Consider the following 19844-nt stretch of genomic DNA (forward strand, 5'->3'; position numbering starts at 1 on the left):
AAAAAAGTCCGGCGCCGGGGCGGTGTTTACCCTTCGATACGGCTGAAATCGGCAACACGATGCACCGCGTCGCGGAACTGCGCGAGCAGTCCCAGGCGGGCAGAGCGTTTCGCCGGATCGGCATCGTTCACGGTCACCTCGTCGAAAAAGGCATCGATCGGCGCGCGCAGCGTGGCGAGAGCCGCCATGGCAGAAGCAAAGTCCTCGCCCTCCACGGCCGCGGCGGCACGCGGACCGGCCACCTCAAGCGCGTCGATCAGCGCCTTTTCCGCCTTTTCGGGCGTGTAGGACAGCGCATTCTGCACCTCGATCCGCTCCCGCATGGCGTGGGCCACATCGGGATCGTCGACCATGGCAAAGGGGTCTTCCTCGCCATCGCGCGGGATGCGGGTGGTGGCCTCGAAGCCTTCCTTCTTCAGGATATTGGCGGCGCGCTTGTAACCGGCGAGCAGGTTCTTGCCGTCTTCGGTGCCCACGAAGGCCTGAAGTGCATGAACGCGGGCGAGCAGGCGGACAAGATCATCCTCGCCGCCCAGCGCGAAGACCGCGTCGATCAGGTCATGGCGAACCCCGGCTTCGCGCTGCTGGACCTTGAGGCGGTCGGCGAAGAAGGAAAGAACATCGCCTTCAGCGACGCCGAAGCGAAGGCCGTTGGCCGTGATGATCTGGATTATGCCCAGAGCTGCGCGGCGCAGGGCAAACGGGTCCTTTGACCCGGTGGGCTTCTCATCAATCGCAAAGAAGCTGCGAACCGTATCGAGTTTGTCCGCCAGCGCTACAGCAACGGTGACCGGCGCGGTGGGGACTTCATCGCCCTGCCCGACCGGCTTGTAATGGTCGGCTATGGCATCGGCGACGGCACCGGGCAGGCCTTCGGCGCGGGCGTAATAACCGCCCATAAGGCCCTGAAGTTCAGGGAATTCGCCAACCATTTCAGTGACGAGATCAGCCTTGCACAGCCGCGCAGCAAGTTCGGCATCGTCAGCGCTGGCACCCTTTACGATCTCCTGCTCCACCAGCCAGCGCGCCAGCTTGGCGACGCGCTCGACCTTGTCGGCAACGGTGCCCAGCTTTTCGTGGAAGGTGATGCGCGAAAGCTTCTTCGCCTGTTCGGCGAGCGGCACCTTGCGGTCCTGCTGCCAGAAGAAGCGCGCGTCGGACAGGCGGGCGGCGAGCACCTTGCGGTTGCCGGCGACGATGGCCTCGCCGCCGTCGCTTGCCTCGATATTGGCGGTGCAGACGAAGGCATTGGCCAGCTTGCCGCCGCTTTCGCAGACGAAATACTTCTGGTTGGTGCGCGCGGTGAGCTGGATGACTTCGGGCGGAACCTCAAGAAATGCCTCGTCGAACCGGCCGAGCAACGGCACCGGCCATTCGGTGAGGCCGGCGTTCTCGATGACCAGCCCCTCGTCCTCCACCAGCGTCAGCCCGGCAGCTTCGGCCGCGGCCTTGGCGCGGGTGCGGATCAGGTCCTGTCGCTCGACGTGATCGACGATGACGTGGCAGGCGCGCAGCTTTTCCTGGTAATCGGAAGCGCTGCCGATGGTGATCTCGCCCGGGTGATGGAAACGGTGGCCCTTGGTGGCATAGCCCGAGGTCACGCCGCCAGCCTCGCATTCGACGAGCGTCTCGCCGAAGATGGCGACGATGCCGGAAAGCGGGCGGACCCAGCGGGTGCTTTCGGTGCTGATCGATGCCGCGCCCCAGCGCTGCGACTTCGGCCAGGGGAAGGCGCGGATGATGGCCGGGATGGCCTCTGCCAGCACCTCTGCGGTGTTGCGGCCCGGCTTTTCGCTGATCGCAAAGAGTACGCCATCCCGCTCGACCAGCTGGTCCTCGGTGAGCCCGGTCTTGCGCAGGAAACCCTCGAGCGCTTGCGGCGGGGCGCCGACGCGCGGGCCCTTCACCTCTTCCGAGACAGCCGCAGTGGCATCGGGCAGGCCGCGCGCAATCAGCGCCAGTCGGCGCGGCGTGGACCACACGGTGATCTCGCCCACGGCGACACCGGCAGCGTCCATTTCCTTGCGGAACAGCTTTTCCAGATCGGCGCGCGCGCCGGCCTGCATGCGGGCGGGAATTTCTTCCGAGCGCAGTTCGAGGAGGAAATCGCTCATACCGTCCACCCCGGGAACTTTTCTGACCACTGCGCTTCGTTCTTCCTGATCCATGCCTCGCACGATCCCTTGGCAAGGTCGCGCACGCGGCCGATATAGCTGGCGCGTTCCTGCACGGAGATCACGCCGCGCGCCTGCAACAGGTTGAACAGGTGGCTCGCCTCGATCGCCTGGTCATAGGCGGCCAGCGGCACTTCCGCCTCGATGCAGCGCTTGCACTCGGCCTCGGCATTGCGGAAGCCCTGGAACAGCTGATCGGTATCGGCGATCTCGAAGTTCCACTTGGAGTGCTGGCGCTCGTTCTCGAGGAACACATCGCCATAGGTCACGCCGTGATTGTTGAAGGCGAGGTCATAGACGTTGTCGACGTTCTGGATGTACATCGCCAGGCGTTCCAGCCCGTAAGTCAGCTCGCCGGCAACCGGCTTGCAGTCAAAGCCGCCCATCTGCTGGAAATAGGTGAACTGGGTAACTTCCATGCCGTCACACCAGACCTCCCAGCCCAGCCCCCATGCGCCCAGCGTCGGGCTTTCCCAGTCATCCTCAACAAAACGGATATCGTGGGCCATGGGATCGACGCCGATCACGCCAAGGCTCTGCAGGTAAAGCTCCTGCAGGTTCTCGGGGCTCGGCTTCATGATGACCTGGTACTGGTAATAGTGCTGCAGCCGGTTCGGGTTCTCGCCATAGCGGCCGTCGGTGGGCCGGCGGCTCGGCTGGACATAGGCCGCGTTCCACGGCTCCGGGCCGAGGCTGCGCAGGGTGGTCGCGGGATGGAAAGTCCCCGCGCCCACGCGCATGTCATAGGGCTGAAGGATAAGGCAGCCCTGCGCGCTCCAGAAATCGTGGAGGCGCAGGATCATGTCCTGAAAGCTGAGCGGTGCGTCACTTGCGGCCATGGCCGGCCCTTTGGCGGATCGCGGGGCGCAAATCAACCTGCTGTGCCGCCGGACCGTGCCCGATGTCAGGTTTTGTTGACATGTCAGCGAATCATGACTAGATGTAATGCATACCTGACAAAACGACAGGTCGTTATGACATGAACAACCGACTTAAAGTTCTGCGCGCCGAGCGCAACTGGAGCCAGGCCGAGCTGGCCGATCATCTCGACGTGTCCCGCCAGGCGGTGAACGCGATCGAGACCGGCAAGCACGACCCATCCCTTCCCCTCGCCTTCCGCATTGCGCGGCTGTTCGGGCTTTCGATTGAGGAGATTTTCGATGACGGAGCAAATTGACGTCAAGGGCGCAGAGCCTTCGCCCCTGTTTCGTGCGTTCGCGATCATCTTTGCCGTTCTTATCGGCATATTCACCCTCGGCATGATTGGCGGCTTTGCCTACGCCTCGATCGAGCGCGGTTCGGCAAGCTGGAAAGGCATTGCCATCGTCGTGCCGCTGGCGCTGCTCCTGGGCTATTGTTCCTGGTGGCTGCTGCGCAAGGGCGTTGCCGGAGACTGGCTGCCCCGCTCGCCCCGGCAAAGGGCCAACCGGCTGGTGCTCTACAGCACGATGGCGGTCGGCGTGGTCGCGGGCATCCTGCTGCAGATCGGCGAGCAGGAAATGGGCGGATCGACAAGCTTCCTTGGCTATGACACGCCGCTCGACCCGGCGGTTGCCATCGGCCTGCTGGCCACCCTGCCGGTGATCGCATGGCTCTATTACCGCTGGCACCAGAGCGCCGACGAGCATGACCAGGCCGCCTACAACTTCGGTGGCATGCTGTCGCTCTACACCTACTTCTTCGCCAGCATCGGCTGGTGGATCGCATGGCGCGGCGGACTGGCGGATGAACCCGATGGCTTCGCGATCTTCTGGGCGGTGATCATCGTCTGGTCGCTCGGTTGGGTCTGGAAACGTTTCCGCTGATCTGTCAGATACTTGTCTTCAATGGAGTCCCCCCATGATGTTCCTTCGCAAACTTGCCCTTTCCGTGGCCGCACTGGCCCTGTTCCAGGCCGGCCCTGCCCTTGCAGAACAGCAGAAGCACCCGACGCCGGTTGCCAATGCCAAGGCTGCCGCCCCCGCCGGCATGGCCCGCCCGGCGCTGTGGAAGGTGAGCGATCCGGATACCACGATCTACCTTTTCGGCACGATCCACGCCCTGCCCGGCGGCATCAACTGGTTCGAGGGGCCGGTGGCCAAGGCCTTCAACGCTTCCGAGGCGCTCGTCACCGAAATCCCCGAGGCCGATCCGGCTGCCATGCAGGGCACCGTGATGAAGCTCGCCGCGCTGCCCAGGGGCGAGAGCCTGCGCACCATGCTCTCGGCCAAGGACAATGCCGCGCTCGACAAGGCGCTGAAGGACCTCAGCCTGCCCAAGAGCGCGCTGGACCAGTTCGAGCCGTGGTTCGTTGCCGTGACGCTGGGCACCATGCCGCTGCTGCGCAACGGCTATTCCGCTGAAAACGGCATCGAAATGCAGCTGCAAAACCGCGCCAAGGCGGCAAAGCGCCCGCATCTGGGGCTTGAGACGGTCGAGTTTCAGCTGGGCATCTTCGATTCCCTGCCGCGCAAGAAGCAGGTTACCTACCTGCGCCAGGTCATCAAGGGGCTGCCCAAGTTCAAGCAGCAGCTCGATGGCATGGTGAAGTACTGGAGCACGGGCAACGCCACACGCCTTGGCCAGATGATCAATGCCGACCAGAGCGATCCGGCGCTGATGAAGGCCCTGCTTTCCAACCGTAACCGCAACTGGACGGGCTGGATCAGGAACCGCCTTGACCAGCCGGGCACGGTGTTCGTCGCGGTAGGCGCTGGCCACCTTGCCGGTCGGGACAGCGTCCAGGCCATGTTGAAGAAGCGCGGCATCAAGGTTACCCGCGTCCAGTAATTCGATGCGCCAGCTTCTCGCCGCCCTTGCCCTGCTGCTGCTTGCCGCCTGCGCCCGGCCTGATCCCGCGCGCCCGGCGATGTGGGAAGTGACCGGGCCGGGCGGCGAGCACGGCTGGCTTTTCGGCACGATCCACCTGCTCCCGCGAGAGGCGGACTGGCGATCGCGCGATATCGATCAGGCATTGGCCGGTGCAGACCTGCTGGTGCTGGAAATCGCGCGGATCGAGGACGAGGCGGAGCTTGGCGCCGTGTTCACCGAACTGGGGCGGACACCGGGCCAGCTGCCACTTTCCCAGCGTATCGATCCGGCCCTGCGGCCTTCGCTGGAAAAGCTCTACGCCGAAACGAAGGCGCAGGATTCGACCTTCGCCGAACTGGAAACCTGGGCGGCAGCGCTGACGCTGGCGCAACTGGCCAACAAGCAGGGCAATTCGGACCACGGCATAGACCTGGCAATCGCGCGGGCCGCCTCCCACCTGCCGCGTGCCGAACTGGAAGGCGCGCGCAACCAGCTGTCGATCTTCGATCGCCTGCCGGAAAAGGAACAGCGCGACCTGCTGAACCTGGCGCTGCGCGACGATCGCGGCGCGGCTGACGAAGCGCAGCTTGCCGAAGCCTGGCGCAAGGGCGACATGGCCCTGATCGGGCGCGAAACGCGCACAGGCATCCTTGCCGATCCCGAACTGCGCAAGGCGCTCTATTCCGGTCGCAATGCCGCATGGATCGGCCAGATCGAAGACCTGATGCGCAAGGGCAGACGCCCTTTCGTGGCGGTGGGCGCCGCCCATCTGGCCGGGGACGAGGGCCTGCCCATCCTGCTGGAAAAGCGAGGCTGGAAGGTCGTTCGCGTCCAGTAACCTTGCATTCTGCGCGCAATGCCGCTAACGGCCCGCGCTTCTCGTCATGGTCATCCCTGGAGGCGTGGCGGAGAAGTTGTTTGAATTTACCGTATATCGAAAGGCAAGTCACATGAGCGATACTCTGACCCTGCCGGCCGAGACGCGCGATCGGGCTGGCAAGGGAGCCTCCCGTGCACTGCGTCGTGAAGGCCGCGTCCCCGCCGTTGTCTATGGCAACAATGAAGCCCCTGTTTCGATCCACGTCGAAGAGAAGGAACTGGTCCGCCAGCTCGGCACCGGCCACTTCTTCAACTCGATCGTCGAGATCCAGGTTGGCGGCCAGACCGTGCGGACGCTGCCGAAGGACGTTGCCTTCCACCCCGTCAACGATCGTCCGCTTCACGCTGACTTCCTGCGCATTTCGAAGGACCACAAGGTCCACGTCGAAGTGCCGGTTGTGTTCGAGAACGAAGCCGCCTCGCCGGGCCTCAAGCGCGGTGGCGTGCTGAACATCGTCCGCCACGAGCTGGAACTGGTCTGCGATCCGGAACTGATCCCCGATGCGGTCCACATCGACGTGACCGGCCTCGAAGTCGGCGCCTCGATCCACATCAGCCACGTGAATCTGCCGCAGGGCTCGGCCTCGGCCATCACCGACCGTGACTTCACCATCGCCACCATCGTTGCCCCCTCGGGCCTGCGCAGCGAAGAAGGCGACAACAGCAAGACCGAAGCGGCTTCGTAAGCCTGCTTGGTTGACCGGGGCGGCCCTGCTGCCCCACAGAAGCCGGGCCGCAGCGATGCGGCCCGGTTTTCGTTTGCCGGCAATCTGTTTGGAGAATCAGCGTGCAACTCTGGGTCGGCCTCGGCAATCCCGGTCCGCAATATGCGATGCACCGGCATAACGTCGGCTTCATGGCGATCGACCTGATCGCCGATATGTGGTCGTTCGGCCCGGTCCAGAAGAAGTTCCAGGGCTGGTTTCAGGAAGGGCGCATCGGCAACCAGAAAGTCCTGCTGCTCAAGCCCGCGACCTTCATGAACGAAAGCGGCCGCGCCGTGGGCGAGGCGCTGCGTTTCTACAAGCTGGGCACCGATGCCCTGACCGTATTCCATGACGAGCTCGATCTCGCGCCGTTCAAGGTCAAGGTGAAGCAGGGCGGCGGCACGGCAGGGCATAATGGTCTGCGCTCCATCGATCAGCACCTTGGACCCGATTTCCGGCGCGTGCGCCTTGGCATCGGCCATCCGGGGCACAAGGACCGCGTAACCGGCTACGTGCTGGGCAACTATGCCAAGTCGGAGATGGACGATCTGGCCGGGATGCTGGGTGCCGTTGGCGCAGAGGCCGAATGGCTGGTCAAGGGTGACGATGCCCGCTTCATGAGCGATGTCGCCCTGCGCCAGCAGGACTGAGAGCCCACTCGACAAGCCGCTGCCGCGCGCTAGTCTCCACGCCCGGGAAGGGATCGAAGGAGACTGTCATGCCAAAGGTCAGCCGCCGTACCATGCTTGCCGGAACCGGGGCGCTTGCCGCCGGGGCCGCTGCTGCCCAGGCAACGGCCGCAACCCCTGCCCCGCAAAGCCTCAAGGGCAAGTCGATCCTGATTACCGGCACCTCATCGGGCTTCGGCCGGGCGGGCGCGCTGCTCTATGCCCGGCTTGGCGCAAAGGTCTTTGCCACCATGCGCAACCTGCCCCGGCCCGAAGCGGACGAGTTGCTGAAGCTCGCCCGGGCCGAAAAGCTGGATATCACCGTTCTGCCGCTCGACGTGCGGGACGAAGCGCAGGTCAACCGCACCGTTGCCAAGGCGGAGAAGCTGGCAGGCGGCGCGCTTGACGTTCTGGTGAACAATGCCGGCGTCGTCTTTGGCGGGCCTGTCGAAGTGCACGATATCGAGGCGGCGCAGCTGGCCTTCGATACCAACGTCTATGGCCCGCTGCGCACGATCCGCGCGGCCCTGCCGGCCATGCGCGCGCGCAAGTCCGGGGTTATCGTCAACATGTCCTCGCAGCAGGGGCGCTTCGTCATGGCCGGTGGCGGACTCTACGCCCCCACCAAGTTCGCGCTCGAGGCGATGAGCGAGCAGCTCGCTTATGAAGTCGCCCAGTTCGGCATCGAGGTGCTGGTAATCCAGCCCGGCGGCTATCCCACCAATGTCGGGCCTAACCGCGCGCGCTACCAGGATGCACTGGCCGCGCGGATTCCGCCACGGCACGGCGATGCCTATGGCGACATGGTTGCCCGGCTGAAGGCGCCGCCGCCCGATCCCGCGCGGATGCAGGCTGCCATGGCCGCATCGCCGATGGGCCGCGCCGATCCGGAAGACATTCCCCGCGCCATTGCCGAGGTGCTGGCGATGCCCGCCGGCACCCGACCGCTGCGCCGCGCCGTCCACCCTGTCAGCCGCCCGCAGGAGCCGATCAACGAGGTGTCTCGGCAGGTCCAGCTAAAGCTGGCGGAGAACTCGCCGATGGGTGTCTGGGTGAAGGCCGTTCTGGACTGACCTTCGCGGGGGCTGGCGCAAAGCGCCGCGCAAGGCTAAGCGCGCGCCAGCTTTCACGAAGGATCGAGATAGATGGGTTTCCGCTGCGGTATCGTCGGCCTGCCGAATGTCGGCAAGTCCACCCTGTTCAATGCGCTTACCGAAACGCAGGCGGCGCAAGCGGCGAACTATCCGTTCTGCACGATCGAGCCGAACGTCGGCAATGTCGGCGTGCCCGATCCCCGGCTGGACAAGCTGGCCGCGATCGCCGGCAGCCAGAAGATCATCCCCACCCAGCTCGGCTTTGTCGACATCGCCGGCCTCGTCCGCGGGGCGAGCAAGGGCGAAGGGCTCGGCAACCAGTTCCTTGGCAACATCCGCGAGGTTGATGCCATCGTCCACGTGCTGCGCTGCTTCGAGAACGACGACATCCAGCATGTCGACAACCGGGTTGATCCCGTCTCCGATGCCGAAACCGTCGAAACCGAGCTCATGCTCGCCGACCTCGACAGCCTCGAAAAGCGCGTTCCCGCTGCGCAGAAGAAGGCGACCGGCGGCGACAAGGAGGCCAAGATCATGGCCTCGGTGCTCGGCCAGGCGCTCAACCTGCTGCGCGAAGGCAAGCCCGCCCGTCTCACGGTGCCAAAGGACATCGAGGAAGAGCGCGTCTTCAGGCAGGCCCAGCTGCTCACCGCCAAGCCGGTGCTCTACGTCTGTAACGTTGAGGAAGAAAGCGCAGCCAACGGCAACGCCTTCTCCGCCAAGGTATTCGAAAAGGCCAAGGCCGAAGGGGCGAACGCCGTGATCGTCTCCGCCGCGATCGAGAGCGAACTCGTCGGCATGGACCTGGAGGAACGCCTGGTCTTCCTAGAGGAGATGGGCCTCCACGAAACCGGCCTCGCCCGCGTGATCCGCTCTGGCTATGACCTGCTGCACCTGATCACCTTCTTCACTGTCGGCCCCAAGGAAGCCCGCGCGTGGACCGTGCACAAGGGTGCCAAGGCGCCTGACGCTGCCGGCGAAATCCATTCCGACATGCAGCGCGGCTTCATCCGCGCCGAAACCATCGCCTTCGACGATTACATTGCGCTGGGCGGGGAAACGGCCTGCAAGGATGCCGGCAAGCTGCGGCAGGAAGGCAAGGAATACGTCGTGCAGGATGGTGACGTCATGCACTTCAAGTTCAACGTGTGAGTGCTGCGATGGAATGGTTTGAGGATATGGAAACCGGCACGGTCAAGAGCTTCGGCTCTTATCCGGTCACGCGTGAAGAGGTTCTCGACTTCGCGCGGAAATACGATCCGCAGCCGTTCCACCTTGACGATGAAGCCGCTGCGCAGACCCATTTCAGGCGGCTGGCGGCTAGTGGCTGGCACACCTGCGCCATGACCATGGCGATGATCGTCAGGTATCAGGACGAATGCGGCCATCAGGGCCTCGGCTCCCCGGGTATCGACGAGCTGCGCTTCCTCAAGCCCGTCTACCCCGGCGACACGCTGACCTGCGAACGCGAAGTGCTGGAAAAGCGTGTCAGCGCATCGAAGCCGGGAATGGGCATCTTCCGCACCCGGGTGCGCACGCTGAACCAGCATGGCGAACCGGTGCTGAGCTATGTTGCCAACGCCTTCGTCAGGACGCGGCCGGACTGATCATTTCCGCCCGAACAGCTTTTCCACGTCTTCCAGCGCCAGTTTGACCCAGGTGGGCCGACCGTGATTGCACTGGCCCGATCTTGGCGTGCGCTCCATCTCGCGCAGCAGGGCGTTCATTTCCGCGACTGACAGCGCACGTCCGGCCCGTACCGACCCATGGCAGGCCATGGTTGCCAGCACATGGTCGAGCCGTTCGCCCAGCAGCAGCGCATCGCCGTTGTGGGCAAGGTCATCGGCAATATCGCGCACCAGCGCGTGGACATCGCCTTTCGCCAGCACCGCCGGCACCGTGCGGACAAGCATGGCATCGGGCCCGAACCGCTCGAGCGTGAGGCCGAAACGGGCGAAATCGGCAGTGCGCGCTTCGAGCCGGTCGCAGGCTGGCTCATCCAGCTCCACCACTTCCGGGATCAGCAATGCCTGGGCGGCGGCAACAGCCTCCCCCGCCCCGGCCGCCTTCAACCGTTCCATCACCAGCCGTTCGTGCGCGGCATGCTGATCGACAATGACCAGACCGTCGGCCGCCTCGGCAACGATGTATGTCCCGGCAACCTGCCCGCGCGCCACGCCAAGCGGGTAATCCGCTTCGGCAGGTGCAGGCGCGGCTTCCTCGGCGCGGGCCATCGGCGGGGCCATGACGGGGCTCTCGTAACCGCGCCAGGCCTGCCCGGCATCGCTTACGCGGTTCTGGGGGGCGGAATATTCCCGCGAAAACAGCGAGGAAAGCGCCGGCGCGGCAGACTCGCTGCGCAGCGGCTCCACTTGCCAGTTGCCCATGGCACCCGCAGCCGGAGCCTGCGCGGCGCGGCGGTCACCACTGTCGAGCGCCTGCCGCAATCCGCTGACGATGAAGCCGCGAACGAAGGCGGGATCGCGAAAGCGGACCTCGGTCTTGGCCGGATGGACGTTCACGTCCACCTCTTCCGGCGGCAGGTCGAGGAACAGCGCTAGCACGGCGTGCCGATCGCGCGCCAGCATGTCGGAATAGGCGCCGCGAACTGCGCCAATCAGGAGCCGATCCTTCACCGGGCGGCCATTGACGAACAGGTACTGGTGATCGGCAACGCCGCGATTGAATGTCGGCAGGCCGGCAACGCCGGTGAGGCGCATCGAGCCGCGCTCCAGATCGACGACAACGCCATCGTCAGCCAGTTCGCGCGCAACAAGACGCGCGACGCGCGGGGCCAGTTCCTCGCCGGTCTGCACCGCCAGGGCGCGCCGGCCATCATGTTCCAGCGTGAAGCCGATCTCAGGCCGTGCCATGGCCAGGCGGCGGACGACATCGAGGCAGGCGGCATATTCCGACCGCGGCGAACGCAGGAATTTCCGCCGCGCCGGGATCTGCGCGAATAGGTTTTCAACCCGGATGCGGGTGCCGGGCGGCAAGGCAGCGGGGCCTTCCTCCACCAGCTTGCCGTGATCGACCACGCGCTTCCATCCGCTCGCCTCGCCACGCACCCGGCTTTCCATGCTGAGCCGCGCGACCGAAGCGATGGAAGGCAGCGCCTCACCCCGGAAACCGAGCGTCGAAACCAGCTCGATGGCCTCGTCAGGCAGTTTTGAGGTGGCGTGGCGTTCGAGCGCCAGTTCCATTTCCGCCGGCAGCATCCCGCAGCCGTCATCGGTCACCTCGATGAGGTCCAGCCCACCATTGCCGAGCCGCACGGCGATGCTCGTCGCACCGGCGTCGATCGCGTTCTCGACCAGCTCCTTGAGTGCCGCCGCAGGGCGCTCGACCACCTCGCCCGCGGCGATGCGGTTGACGAGCGTATCGGGCAATCGGCGGATGGTCGGCATGGCTGTTTCCCTGCTAGCGGTGAAGCGAAGTTAATTCGAGCCGGGACGCGCGAGAATCTGTGGCTTGCCGCACAAAATTTTGGCCTTTCCAAATGCCTTGCGCTAATGGACCGCCTTCCCCGTATTCCGGCCGGCAGTTCGCCACCGCAGGAAATGCGGTTAACCGCTTGTTATAAAACGGATTTGTCGATGTCAGGCTTCTTCTCCCGATTCTTCAAACTTGGTTCGCAGAACATGGCCATTGACCTGGGTACGGCAAACACCCTCGTCTATGCGCAGGATCGGGGCATCGTGCTTAACGAACCCTCCGTCGTCGCGATCGAAACGATCAACGGCGTGAAGAAGGTCAAGGCCGTGGGCGACGACGCCAAGATGATGATGGGCAAGACGCCCGATTCGATTGAGGCGATCCGCCCGCTGCGCGATGGCGTGATTGCCGACATCGAAGTGGCTGAAGAAATGATCAAGCACTTCATCCGCAAGGTCCAGGGTGGCCGCGGCACCTTCCGCCGCCAGGAAATCGTGATCTGCGTGCCGTCGGGCTCGACCTCGGTCGAACGCCGCGCCATCCGCGATGCGGCTTCCAACGCCGGCGCCTCGGAAGTGTTCCTCATCCTCGAACCGATGGCAGCTGCTATCGGTGCGGACATGCCGGTAACCGAACCGGTCGGTTCGATGGTCGTCGATATCGGCGGCGGCACGACCGAGGTTGCGGTTCTCTCGCTGCGCGGCCTTGCCTATACCACCTCGGTCCGCGTCGGTGGCGACAAGATGGACGAAGCGATCGTTTCCTACGTCCGCCGCCATCACAACCTGCTGATCGGTGAATCGACCGCCGAACGCATCAAGAAGGATTACGGCGTCGCCACGACCCCGCTCGACGGCGTGGGCGAGACGATCCACATCAAGGGCCGCGACCTCGTCAACGGCGTGCCCAAGGAAATCACCATCACGCAGGCGAACCTTGCCGAAGCGCTCAACGAACCGATCAGCGCCATCGTCGAAGGCGTGCGCATCGCGCTGGAAAACACCGCGCCGGAACTGGCCGCCGATATCGTCGATCAGGGCATCGTGCTCACTGGCGGCGGCGCGCTGATCAAGGGGCTGGACGATTACCTTCGCGAAGAGACCGGCCTTCCGGTTTCGATCGCCGAGGATCCGCTCTCCTGCGTTGCGCTCGGCACCGGGCGCGCGATGGAAGAGCCGATCTATCGCGGCGTCCTGATGACCGCCTGATCGACAAGGGATAATTCGGCGGCCGCGTGCATCTGGAGGGGCTGGAAGCAGGGTCGCCGGGATAGAAGGAGAGGCGCATGGCGCCGCCGAGCATCCGGCGCACCGGCTTTTCCAAACGGGCGCAATACGGAACATTTTTCGGTTACATGGCTGCGGTTGTCGGCGCGCTGATCGGCGTTGCCGCGCTGCTGGTCTCGATCTACGAGCCGAAGGCCTTTTCAGGCCTGCGCGGCGCGGCTTCGGATGCCACAGCCCCGGTCGGGCAGGCAGTGGCCGCAGGTCGCGAAACCGGCAATGGCTTCCTCGACATCATCGGTGGCTATTTCACGCGGGGCAGCCGGGTTGCGCGGCTCGAAAAGGAAGCCGAGCTCAATCGCATCCGGCTCGCAGAAGCCGCCGCGACCGCTGAAGAAAACCGCCGCCTGAAAGCATTGCTGGACTTGCCGAAGGAAACCACCGGCGAGGTTGCCAAGGCGCAGCTTATTGCCTCGACAGGATCGAGCCCCCGCCGCTTTGCCACCATTTCCGCCGGTTCCTCGCGCGGGGTTGCAACCGGAATGCCGGTCCGCTCGCCGCTCGGGCTTGTGGGCCGCGTGCTCGAAGCCTCGCGCAATACGGCGAGGGTCCTGCTGATTACCGACAGCGAAAGTGTCGTCCCTGTGCGCCGTTCGCGCGATGGCATTACGGCCACCGCCCGCGGTGTCGGCGATGGCACGCTGCGCCTTGAACTGGTCAACCTCGGCCTCAATCCGCTCAAGCCTGGTGACGTGTTCGTCACCTCCGGTTCCGGCGGACTCTTCCGCCCCGGGATTGCCGTCGCCGTGGTAAGCAAGCTGACGCACGATGGGGCCATAGCCCAGGTGCTCAGCGATCCCTCGGCGAGCGAATTCGTGGTGGTCGAACCGGCATGGGCGGCGAGCCTTGGCCTTCCCGACGCTGCAGCCACGGCCACCCCGCCTTCGGAACCGGCGAAGCGCTGATGGCCGGTGGCCGCCCTCCCCTCTTTGCGCAACGCCGTTACCGCAAGGAGATCAACCGCACCCATTCGCCGATCCTTGCGGTCCTGGTACCCTGGCTTTCGATCATGCTGGGCTCGCTGGCGACGCAGTGGCTGTCGATCTTTTCCAGCGCGCTTGCCCCGCCCTTCGGCTACCTGCTGCTGGTGAGCTGGCGACAGATCCGGCCCGGCGTTCTGCCGGTCTGGTCCGGTCTGCCCCTGGGCCTGTTTGACGATCTATATTCTGGCCTGCCCTTCGGTTCGGCCATCCTGCTCTGGTCGCTGACCCTGATCGTCATGGAAATGGTCGAGGCGCGTTTTCCCTGGCGCAGCGTGCTGGTGGACTGGCTCGCCGGATCGGTGCTGGTCACGGCTTACATTGTCCTTTGCTTCCTCTTCGGCACTCCGGGTGAGCATGGCGTCTCGCCGCTGGCCCTGCTGATCCAGGTGCCGCTGGCCATCCTGCTGCTGCCGCTTTCGGGCCGCTTCGCCGCATGGTGCGATCGCATGCGTCTTGTCCGCTTCCGGAGCATCGATTGATGCTCAAGTGGATTCGCGAACGCTTTACCCAGACGACCCGCAGGCACGTCACGAGCGGCCAGCTTGCCAATTCGTTTGACCGGCGGGCCATGGTCGTCGGCGCCATGCAGGGCGGGCTTGGCGTGCTGCTTGCCGCGCGCATGACGTGGATTGCGGTTGCCGAGAACGAGCATTTCAAGACCCTGGCCGAGAGCAACCGCGTCAACCTCAGCCTCATTCCGCCCCGCCGCGGGCTGATCCTCGATCGCAACAACCAGCCCCTGGCCGCGAACCAGCAGTACTACCGTGTCGACCTCATCCCCGAGCGTGTCGCGGATATTGACGAGACGCTGGGCAAGCTGGGGCAGATCCTTCGCCTGACGCCTTCGGAAATGCAGGACCTGAAGGACAAGGTCGAACATTCACAAGGCTTCCAGCCGGTCGAGATCTCCGCGCGACTGGACCATGAACAGTACGATGCGATCAGCATCCGCCTTCCCGAAATGCCCGGTGTCCTGCCTCAGCGCGGCTTTGCCCGGCTTTACCCGACCGGCCCATCGGTTGGCCATCTGGTCGGCTATGTCGGCGCGGCTTCTGCCGAAGAATACAAGAAGGACCGGAACCCGCTGCTGATCACGCCCGGCTACAAGCTGGGCAAGGACGGCCTGGAAAAGCGTTTCGAGGAGCTCCTTCGCGGCACCCCGGGTGCACGGCGTACCGAGGTGACGGCCAGCGGCCGCGTGGTGCGTGACCTCGAAATGCGCGAAGACGTGCCGGGCAAGCCGCTGAAGCTGACCATCGACGCTGGCCTGCAGGACTATGCCTCGCGCCGCATCGGTCCGGAATCGGCAGCAGTCGTCGTCATGGACTGCTACACCGGCGACCTCTTGTGCATGGCATCGATGCCCAGCTTCGATCCGAACAGCTTTTCCGACGGCATCGGCCGCATCGAATGGAAGATGCTGTCGGACGACGATCACGTGCCGCTGCGCAACAAGGTGCTGCGCGGGCTTTTCCCGCCGGGATCGACCGTCAAGCCGATGGTGGCCATGGCTTTCCTTGAGGCCGGGCTCGATCCGGCTGCCTCGGTCGGCTGCAGCGGCGGCCTGCGCGTGGGCAACCGCGTGTTCCATTGCTGGAACCGCCGCGGCCACGGTTCGGTGGACATGGCCAAGGGCATCTACCAGAGCTGCGACGTCTATTTCTATCACTTCGCCCAGAAGATCGGGATGGAAAAGATCGCCGCCATGGCCCGGCGACTTGGCCTGGGGCAGAGCTTCGACCTGCCGGTTGTCGGCCAGTCCTATGGCACGGTGCCCGATCCCGCCTGGAAGGAACGCAAGTACAACAAGCCCTGGGCCGTGTTCGATACGGTGAACGCCACCATCGGCCAGGGCTACATGCTGGTCAATCCGCTGCAGCAGGCGGTGATGGCGGCACGCATCGCATCGGGGCTGGAAGTGCAGCCACGCCTGATCCACGATCCCAATCCGCCGCAGTTCAAGTCGCTCGGCTTCTCGCAGGAACACCTCGATTTCGTTCACAAAGCGATGAGCGATGTCGTCAACGGACCCGGCACCGCCGGCAAGGCGCGTCTGCCGGTCGAGAATGTGCTGCTTGCCGGAAAGACGGGCACGGCGCAGGTGGTCGGACTGAACATCTCCAGCGGCAAGGGCGGCCTGTGGAAGCACCGCGACCACGGCCACTTCATCTGTTTCGCCCCGTTCGATAAGCCGCGTTACGCCTGCGCGGTCGTTGTCCAGCACGGGGGCGGTTCGGGGGCGGCCTATCCCATCGCGCGTGACGTGATGACGTACCTGTTCGATCCCGCCAAGGCATGGGAAGTGCTGCACGGCATGGAGGCCGGCTGGGGCGGAACGCCGCAACAGCGCATGGCTGCCCGCTTCCGCGCCTATGAATCGCAGTATGGCACCGGCGCGCCCAAGGTGGGCACGGATGCCGATGTGCAGCAGACCGCAGAACGGGTGGACGCCGCAGGAACGCCCAGCCAGGGCATCGTCAACGATGCAACCGCTCCGCGGCCGGAAGTGGACCTGCCGCAACCGGCGTCCTCCCCCTCCCCGGCATCCAGCCCGGCACCGGGCGGGGGCAATCCGCAATGATGTGGCGCCATATCATTCCCGAACCCATCGCGCGCCAGCCATGGCGGGTGATCCTGCCGCTGATCGCATTGGTACTGTTCGGCGGTTCGGTGCTCTATACGGCCGCCGGCGGCTCGCTTCAGCCCTGGGCGCTAAGCCACGTCGTGCGCTTCGGCGTATTCCTGGTGATGGCGCTGGTGATCTCGCTGTTCCCCAAGGACCTGTTCAAGGTGGGGGCCTATCCCGTCTATGGGCTGGTCGTGATCCTGCTGGTGCTGGTCGACCTGATCGGCGGCATCGGCGGCGGCAGCCAGCGCTGGCTGAACCTTGGCTTCATGATGCTGCAGCCATCGGAACTGATGAAGCCGGTGATCGTCCTCGTCATGGCACGCTTCTATGCCGACCTGCCGCCCACCATGACCACCGAATTCAAGGCGCTGTTTCCCGCACTTGGCCTGCTCGCCGTGCCGGCGCTGCTGGTGATGATCCAGCCCGACCTTGGTACGGGGCTGGCGATCAGCTTCGGCGCGCTGGTGGTGATCTTCCTTGCCGGCCTGCCGCTGCGCTGGTTCATCGCGGGCGGTGCAGTGGCCGTCGCTGCCGCACCGATCGCCTTTTTCACCCTGCTGCACGATTACCAGCAGAAGCGCGTCTTTGTGTTCCTCGACCCCGAAGCGGACCCCAGCGGCACCGGTTACCACATCCTGCAATCGAAGATCGCGATCGGTTCTGGCGGCATGTTCGGCAAGGGGTTCGGCCAGGGATCACAATCCATGCTTGGCTACCTGCCCGAAGCCCACACCGACTTCGTCTTCGCCACGATGGCCGAACAATGGGGCATCCTTGGCGGACTTTTCGTCCTGGCGATCTTCGGCCACATCCTGCGCTGGGGCATGAATGTGGCCCGCAACGCGCCGGACCGGTTCTCTCAACTGCTCGCCGCCGGGATGACCTGCACGGTGTTTTTCTACATTGCGATCAACCTGATGATGGTCATGGGCCTTGCTCCGGTCGTCGGAATTCCGCTGCCTTTCGTCAGCCACGGCGGCTCCTCGATGATGACCAACATGATCTGCATCGGCACTTTGATGGCGGTGGATCGCTGGTCGAAGACGGGGAAACGCTGGGCAGATTGAGAAAGTCAAAAAAAGGCCTTCCATCCCGCGATTCAACCGCTATAGGGGGCGCTCCCGAGATTCGGGACCCCGCGGAACTTACCGCCCGTGTGGACGCATAGCTCAGTTGGTAGAGCAGCTGACTCTTAATCAGCGGGTCCTAGGTTCGAGCCCTAGTGCGTCCACCACCCCCTCTCCTCGCGATCAGTCGCCCAAGCCGCACAGCACGGCTCTGCTGCGCCCTCGCCTGCACTTCTGCATGGACCTTTGCCCGCGTTGCGCCGTTTCTTCGGCGTACCCAAAGGAGAGTAACATGGCAGACTATCCCAACCCTTCCGGCCGCCAGCGTCGTTTCGGCAACCGTGACGATGAACGGGCAGTCGCCATCGACGAGACCGATTCGCTGATCGCGTCGAACAAGGTGGAAGGCACCGCGGTGTACAACCACCAGGGCGAGCGGCTTGGTTCGATCATGAACTTCATGGTCGACAAGCGTTCGGGTGAAGTCGAATATGCGGTGATGAGCTTCGGCGGCTTCCTCGGCATGGGCCAGGAATATTACCCGCTGCCCTGGGATATCCTCGATTACGACACCGAGCAGGGTGGCTACGTGGTGGACCTTGACGAGGCAGACCTCGAACATGCCCCGCGTTACGAGGCCAGCTCGGAGCCGGTTTACGACCAGGCCTACATGACCTCGGTCCAGGGATATTACGGCCTGTAAGCCGAAGGGCTCGATCCGGTCGCTTTGGGATGCCTCTGCCGTGTTGCTTGCCTGACAAGCAAGGAGCCTTCGTGCCTTTTCGAAGCTTGCGACAAGCTCGTCCACCTTGCGGTGATCGGCCGTCAGCACGGCGATGGCATCCTGGCCACCCTGCCCCTTAGACCCGGCCTGCTTGCCTTGTTCGCCGGCCGACTGGGTACCGTTCGCCCCCTTGCCAGTCGCCGAGGTCATGTCTTCATTCTGCGGTTTTTGTGCTTCCGCCATGTCTGATCCCTCGATTGGTGTTGGACTGTCCGGAAACCAACCGGGGACGAGGATTGTTTCGCCAATCCGCCGCTCCATCCCGGTTTGGTGCGGAGGCGCACAGAGGAAAACGAATGAAAACCGTGCCGCCTTTGCTGGCCAACTTGCCGCGCTGCGAGACCGTGTGGCTGGAATCGGTGCTGGTCGGGCAGGCTCTCGCAAAGGGCACTGTGCTTGCAGAGGCGGACCGGGCATCGAGCGGCCTGTGGCTGCTTGGCGATGCGGTGACCTGTCGCCTTGCTCTCGGCCTCCGCGGGGCGAACCAGGAGTTCGGTCTAGACCCTGCCGGCTCCATTGCCTGCGCCTTCGCAATCATCGGCGATGGTCGCATCCCGTGGCGCACGAAGGTTTGTCGAGGCGGATCGGGCTGGATGCTGCCCGCAGCTCTGATACCGGGCTTGCGAGACAGGGCACCCACGCTTGCCGACCGTATCGAGTGCAAGGCGCAGCAGGAAGCAGCGCAGCTTGCCCGGGAATTTGTCCTCGGAGGCCGCAGGAGCGCCACTGCCAGTGTCGCTGCAAGGCTGCTCGATCACTTCCAGACGCTGGGCGACGATATCCTGCGCACGACCCACCGCGAGATCGCAGGCCTTCTGCACTTGCGCCGCGAAACGGTGACGCTCGCCCTGCAGGAACTGGAGGGTGCGCACGCGATCCGCAGCCTGCGCGGCGAGATCCGCCTGGTCGATCGCGCAAGGCTGCTGGCCCTGTCGCTGGCACACTAGCCGCACTCCCGGCGGAACAAATGCGCGGAGCGCGCGGTTTGCCGTGCCCTACCCTTGCATGGAGAACCTGGATGTCCCGAATTCGTATCGCCGCCGTCACGGTGGCCCTGGTCGCAACGAGCGCTTGTAACCGCACCGACCCCGCCGCCGAACGCACGGCGGATGCCCTGGAAAACCAGGCTGATGCCATTCGTGAAAGCGGGGATGCCCGCGCCGACGCCATGGAGGACAAGGCTGACCAGATGGACAATCGCGCCGACGGCATCGATTCCCCCGTCGAGCAGCGCATGGAAAGCCAGGCCGCACGTGTGCGCGACCGGGCGGAAGACAAGGCCGACGCCGTTGAGGACAAGGCCGACCGGGTGCGCGACCGCAATGAGCCTAACAACTAGACGATCATAAAA

20 protein-coding genes and 1 tRNA gene are annotated in these 19844 nt (G+C 64.6%); 18 read left to right on the forward strand and 3 right to left on the reverse strand.

Annotated elements, in window-relative coordinates:
* Nucleotides 1-26: 26 nt before the first annotated feature.
* A complete protein-coding gene (gene glyS, locus C0V78_RS02740) occupies nt 27-2114 on the reverse strand; it encodes a glycine--tRNA ligase subunit beta (RefSeq protein ID WP_101796329.1) in 2088 nt (695 codons plus the stop codon).
* Complete coding sequence (locus tag C0V78_RS02745; protein WP_101796330.1) at nt 2111-3013, reverse strand: glycine--tRNA ligase subunit alpha; 903 nt, start codon at nt 3011-3013, stop codon at nt 2111-2113. The genes glyS and C0V78_RS02745 overlap by 4 nt, the downstream gene beginning before the upstream one ends.
* A gap of 140 nt (nt 3014-3153) precedes the next feature.
* Between C0V78_RS02745 and C0V78_RS02750 the strand changes: the two genes are divergently transcribed.
* The 9 genes from C0V78_RS02750 to C0V78_RS02790 all read left to right on the forward strand — a co-directional run bounded on the left by C0V78_RS02750 (nt 3154) and on the right by C0V78_RS02790 (nt 9919).
* A complete protein-coding gene (locus tag C0V78_RS02750) occupies nt 3154-3351 on the forward strand; it encodes a helix-turn-helix transcriptional regulator (RefSeq protein ID WP_101796331.1) in 198 nt (65 codons plus the stop codon).
* The gene (locus C0V78_RS02755) at nt 3335-3979 is read left to right on the forward strand and encodes a hypothetical protein (protein WP_101796332.1); all 645 of its coding nucleotides are present in this window, start codon (nt 3335-3337) and stop codon (nt 3977-3979) included. The genes C0V78_RS02750 and C0V78_RS02755 overlap by 17 nt, the downstream gene beginning before the upstream one ends.
* Nucleotides 3980-4013: 34 nt before the next feature.
* Nucleotides 4014-4943, forward strand: a complete 930-nt coding sequence (locus tag C0V78_RS02760; RefSeq protein ID WP_101796333.1) for a TraB/GumN family protein — start codon at nt 4014-4016, stop codon at nt 4941-4943.
* 4 nt (nt 4944-4947) lie between these two features.
* On the forward strand, nt 4948-5802 hold the full coding sequence (locus C0V78_RS02765) for a TraB/GumN family protein (RefSeq protein WP_101796334.1): 855 nt from the start codon (nt 4948-4950) through the stop codon (nt 5800-5802).
* A gap of 112 nt (nt 5803-5914) precedes the next feature.
* Nucleotides 5915-6529 (forward strand): 50S ribosomal protein L25/general stress protein Ctc, encoded by a 615-nt coding sequence (locus C0V78_RS02770; protein WP_101796335.1) that lies wholly within the window; start codon nt 5915-5917, stop codon nt 6527-6529.
* A gap of 101 nt (nt 6530-6630) precedes the next feature.
* Nucleotides 6631-7200 (forward strand): aminoacyl-tRNA hydrolase, encoded by a 570-nt coding sequence (pth, locus tag C0V78_RS02775; RefSeq protein ID WP_173843322.1) that lies wholly within the window; start codon nt 6631-6633, stop codon nt 7198-7200.
* A gap of 68 nt (nt 7201-7268) precedes the next feature.
* Nucleotides 7269-8291, forward strand: a complete 1023-nt coding sequence (locus C0V78_RS02780; protein ID WP_101796337.1) for an SDR family oxidoreductase — start codon at nt 7269-7271, stop codon at nt 8289-8291.
* A 72-nt stretch (nt 8292-8363) separates the two neighbouring features.
* Nucleotides 8364-9464 (forward strand): redox-regulated ATPase YchF, encoded by a 1101-nt coding sequence (gene ychF, locus C0V78_RS02785; RefSeq protein WP_101796338.1) that lies wholly within the window; start codon nt 8364-8366, stop codon nt 9462-9464.
* 8 nt (nt 9465-9472) lie between these two features.
* A complete protein-coding gene (locus C0V78_RS02790; protein ID WP_101796339.1) occupies nt 9473-9919 on the forward strand; it encodes a MaoC family dehydratase in 447 nt (148 codons plus the stop codon).
* Here the strand turns inward: C0V78_RS02790 and mutL are convergent, their stop codons facing one another.
* Entirely contained in the window at nt 9920-11719 is a 1800-nt protein-coding gene (gene mutL, locus C0V78_RS02795; protein ID WP_101796340.1) for a DNA mismatch repair endonuclease MutL, read from the reverse strand.
* A gap of 189 nt (nt 11720-11908) precedes the next feature.
* Here mutL and C0V78_RS02800 point away from each other — a divergent pair, with 189 nt between their 5' ends.
* From C0V78_RS02800 to C0V78_RS02840, 9 genes are all read left to right on the forward strand, one after another.
* Entirely contained in the window at nt 11909-12955 is a 1047-nt protein-coding gene (locus tag C0V78_RS02800; RefSeq protein WP_101796341.1) for a rod shape-determining protein, read from the forward strand.
* A 77-nt stretch (nt 12956-13032) separates the two neighbouring features.
* The gene (gene mreC, locus C0V78_RS02805) at nt 13033-13935 is read left to right on the forward strand and encodes a rod shape-determining protein MreC (protein ID WP_101796342.1); all 903 of its coding nucleotides are present in this window, start codon (nt 13033-13035) and stop codon (nt 13933-13935) included.
* A complete protein-coding gene (gene mreD / locus C0V78_RS02810; protein WP_101798156.1) occupies nt 13935-14492 on the forward strand; it encodes a rod shape-determining protein MreD in 558 nt (185 codons plus the stop codon). The genes mreC and mreD overlap by 1 nt, the downstream gene beginning before the upstream one ends.
* Nucleotides 14492-16594, forward strand: a complete 2103-nt coding sequence (gene mrdA / locus C0V78_RS02815) for a penicillin-binding protein 2 (RefSeq protein WP_101796343.1) — start codon at nt 14492-14494, stop codon at nt 16592-16594. Before mreD ends, mrdA begins: the two co-directional genes overlap by 1 nt.
* Nucleotides 16594-17709, forward strand: coding sequence for a rod shape-determining protein RodA (rodA, locus tag C0V78_RS02820; RefSeq protein WP_101798157.1), 1116 nt, complete (start codon nt 16594-16596; stop codon nt 17707-17709). Before mrdA ends, rodA begins: the two co-directional genes overlap by 1 nt.
* Nucleotides 17710-17800: 91 nt before the next feature.
* Nucleotides 17801-17876, forward strand: a tRNA-Lys gene (locus C0V78_RS02825).
* A 125-nt stretch (nt 17877-18001) separates the two neighbouring features.
* The gene (locus tag C0V78_RS02830; RefSeq protein WP_158241452.1) at nt 18002-18412 is read left to right on the forward strand and encodes a PRC-barrel domain-containing protein; all 411 of its coding nucleotides are present in this window, start codon (nt 18002-18004) and stop codon (nt 18410-18412) included.
* A gap of 377 nt (nt 18413-18789) precedes the next feature.
* Entirely contained in the window at nt 18790-19440 is a 651-nt protein-coding gene (locus C0V78_RS02835; RefSeq protein WP_101796345.1) for a Crp/Fnr family transcriptional regulator, read from the forward strand.
* 71 nt (nt 19441-19511) lie between these two features.
* A complete protein-coding gene (locus tag C0V78_RS02840) occupies nt 19512-19832 on the forward strand; it encodes a hypothetical protein (RefSeq protein ID WP_101796346.1) in 321 nt (106 codons plus the stop codon).
* The last annotated feature ends 12 nt before the right edge of the window (nt 19833-19844 follow it).

It is taken from the genome of Novosphingobium sp. TH158 (assembly GCF_002855555.1).
Taxonomy (GTDB): Bacteria; Pseudomonadota; Alphaproteobacteria; order Sphingomonadales; family Sphingomonadaceae; genus Novosphingobium.

Coding starts and splice junctions, on each gene's coding strand:
- glyS (WP_101796329.1), bottom strand. CDS start 2,114: ATGAGCGATTTCCTCCTCGAACTGCGCTCGGAAGAAATTCCCGCCCGC.
- C0V78_RS02745 (WP_101796330.1), bottom strand. CDS start 3,013: ATGGCCGCAAGTGACGCACCGCTCAGCTTTCAGGACATGATCCTGCGC.
- C0V78_RS02750 (WP_101796331.1), top strand. CDS start 3,154: ATGAACAACCGACTTAAAGTTCTGCGCGCCGAGCGCAACTGGAGCCAG.
- C0V78_RS02755 (WP_101796332.1), top strand. CDS start 3,335: ATGACGGAGCAAATTGACGTCAAGGGCGCAGAGCCTTCGCCCCTGTTT.
- C0V78_RS02760 (WP_101796333.1), top strand. CDS start 4,014: ATGATGTTCCTTCGCAAACTTGCCCTTTCCGTGGCCGCACTGGCCCTG.
- C0V78_RS02765 (WP_101796334.1), top strand. CDS start 4,948: ATGCGCCAGCTTCTCGCCGCCCTTGCCCTGCTGCTGCTTGCCGCCTGC.
- C0V78_RS02770 (WP_101796335.1), top strand. CDS start 5,915: ATGAGCGATACTCTGACCCTGCCGGCCGAGACGCGCGATCGGGCTGGC.
- C0V78_RS02780 (WP_101796337.1), top strand. CDS start 7,269: ATGCCAAAGGTCAGCCGCCGTACCATGCTTGCCGGAACCGGGGCGCTT.
- ychF (WP_101796338.1), top strand. CDS start 8,364: ATGGGTTTCCGCTGCGGTATCGTCGGCCTGCCGAATGTCGGCAAGTCC.
- C0V78_RS02790 (WP_101796339.1), top strand. CDS start 9,473: ATGGAATGGTTTGAGGATATGGAAACCGGCACGGTCAAGAGCTTCGGC.
- mutL (WP_101796340.1), bottom strand. CDS start 11,719: ATGCCGACCATCCGCCGATTGCCCGATACGCTCGTCAACCGCATCGCC.
- C0V78_RS02800 (WP_101796341.1), top strand. CDS start 11,909: ATGTCAGGCTTCTTCTCCCGATTCTTCAAACTTGGTTCGCAGAACATG.
- mreC (WP_101796342.1), top strand. CDS start 13,033: ATGGCGCCGCCGAGCATCCGGCGCACCGGCTTTTCCAAACGGGCGCAA.
- mreD (WP_101798156.1), top strand. CDS start 13,935: ATGGCCGGTGGCCGCCCTCCCCTCTTTGCGCAACGCCGTTACCGCAAG.
- mrdA (WP_101796343.1), top strand. CDS start 14,492: ATGCTCAAGTGGATTCGCGAACGCTTTACCCAGACGACCCGCAGGCAC.
- rodA (WP_101798157.1), top strand. CDS start 16,594: ATGTGGCGCCATATCATTCCCGAACCCATCGCGCGCCAGCCATGGCGG.
- C0V78_RS02830 (WP_158241452.1), top strand. CDS start 18,002: ATGGCAGACTATCCCAACCCTTCCGGCCGCCAGCGTCGTTTCGGCAAC.
- C0V78_RS02835 (WP_101796345.1), top strand. CDS start 18,790: ATGAAAACCGTGCCGCCTTTGCTGGCCAACTTGCCGCGCTGCGAGACC.
- C0V78_RS02840 (WP_101796346.1), top strand. CDS start 19,512: ATGTCCCGAATTCGTATCGCCGCCGTCACGGTGGCCCTGGTCGCAACG.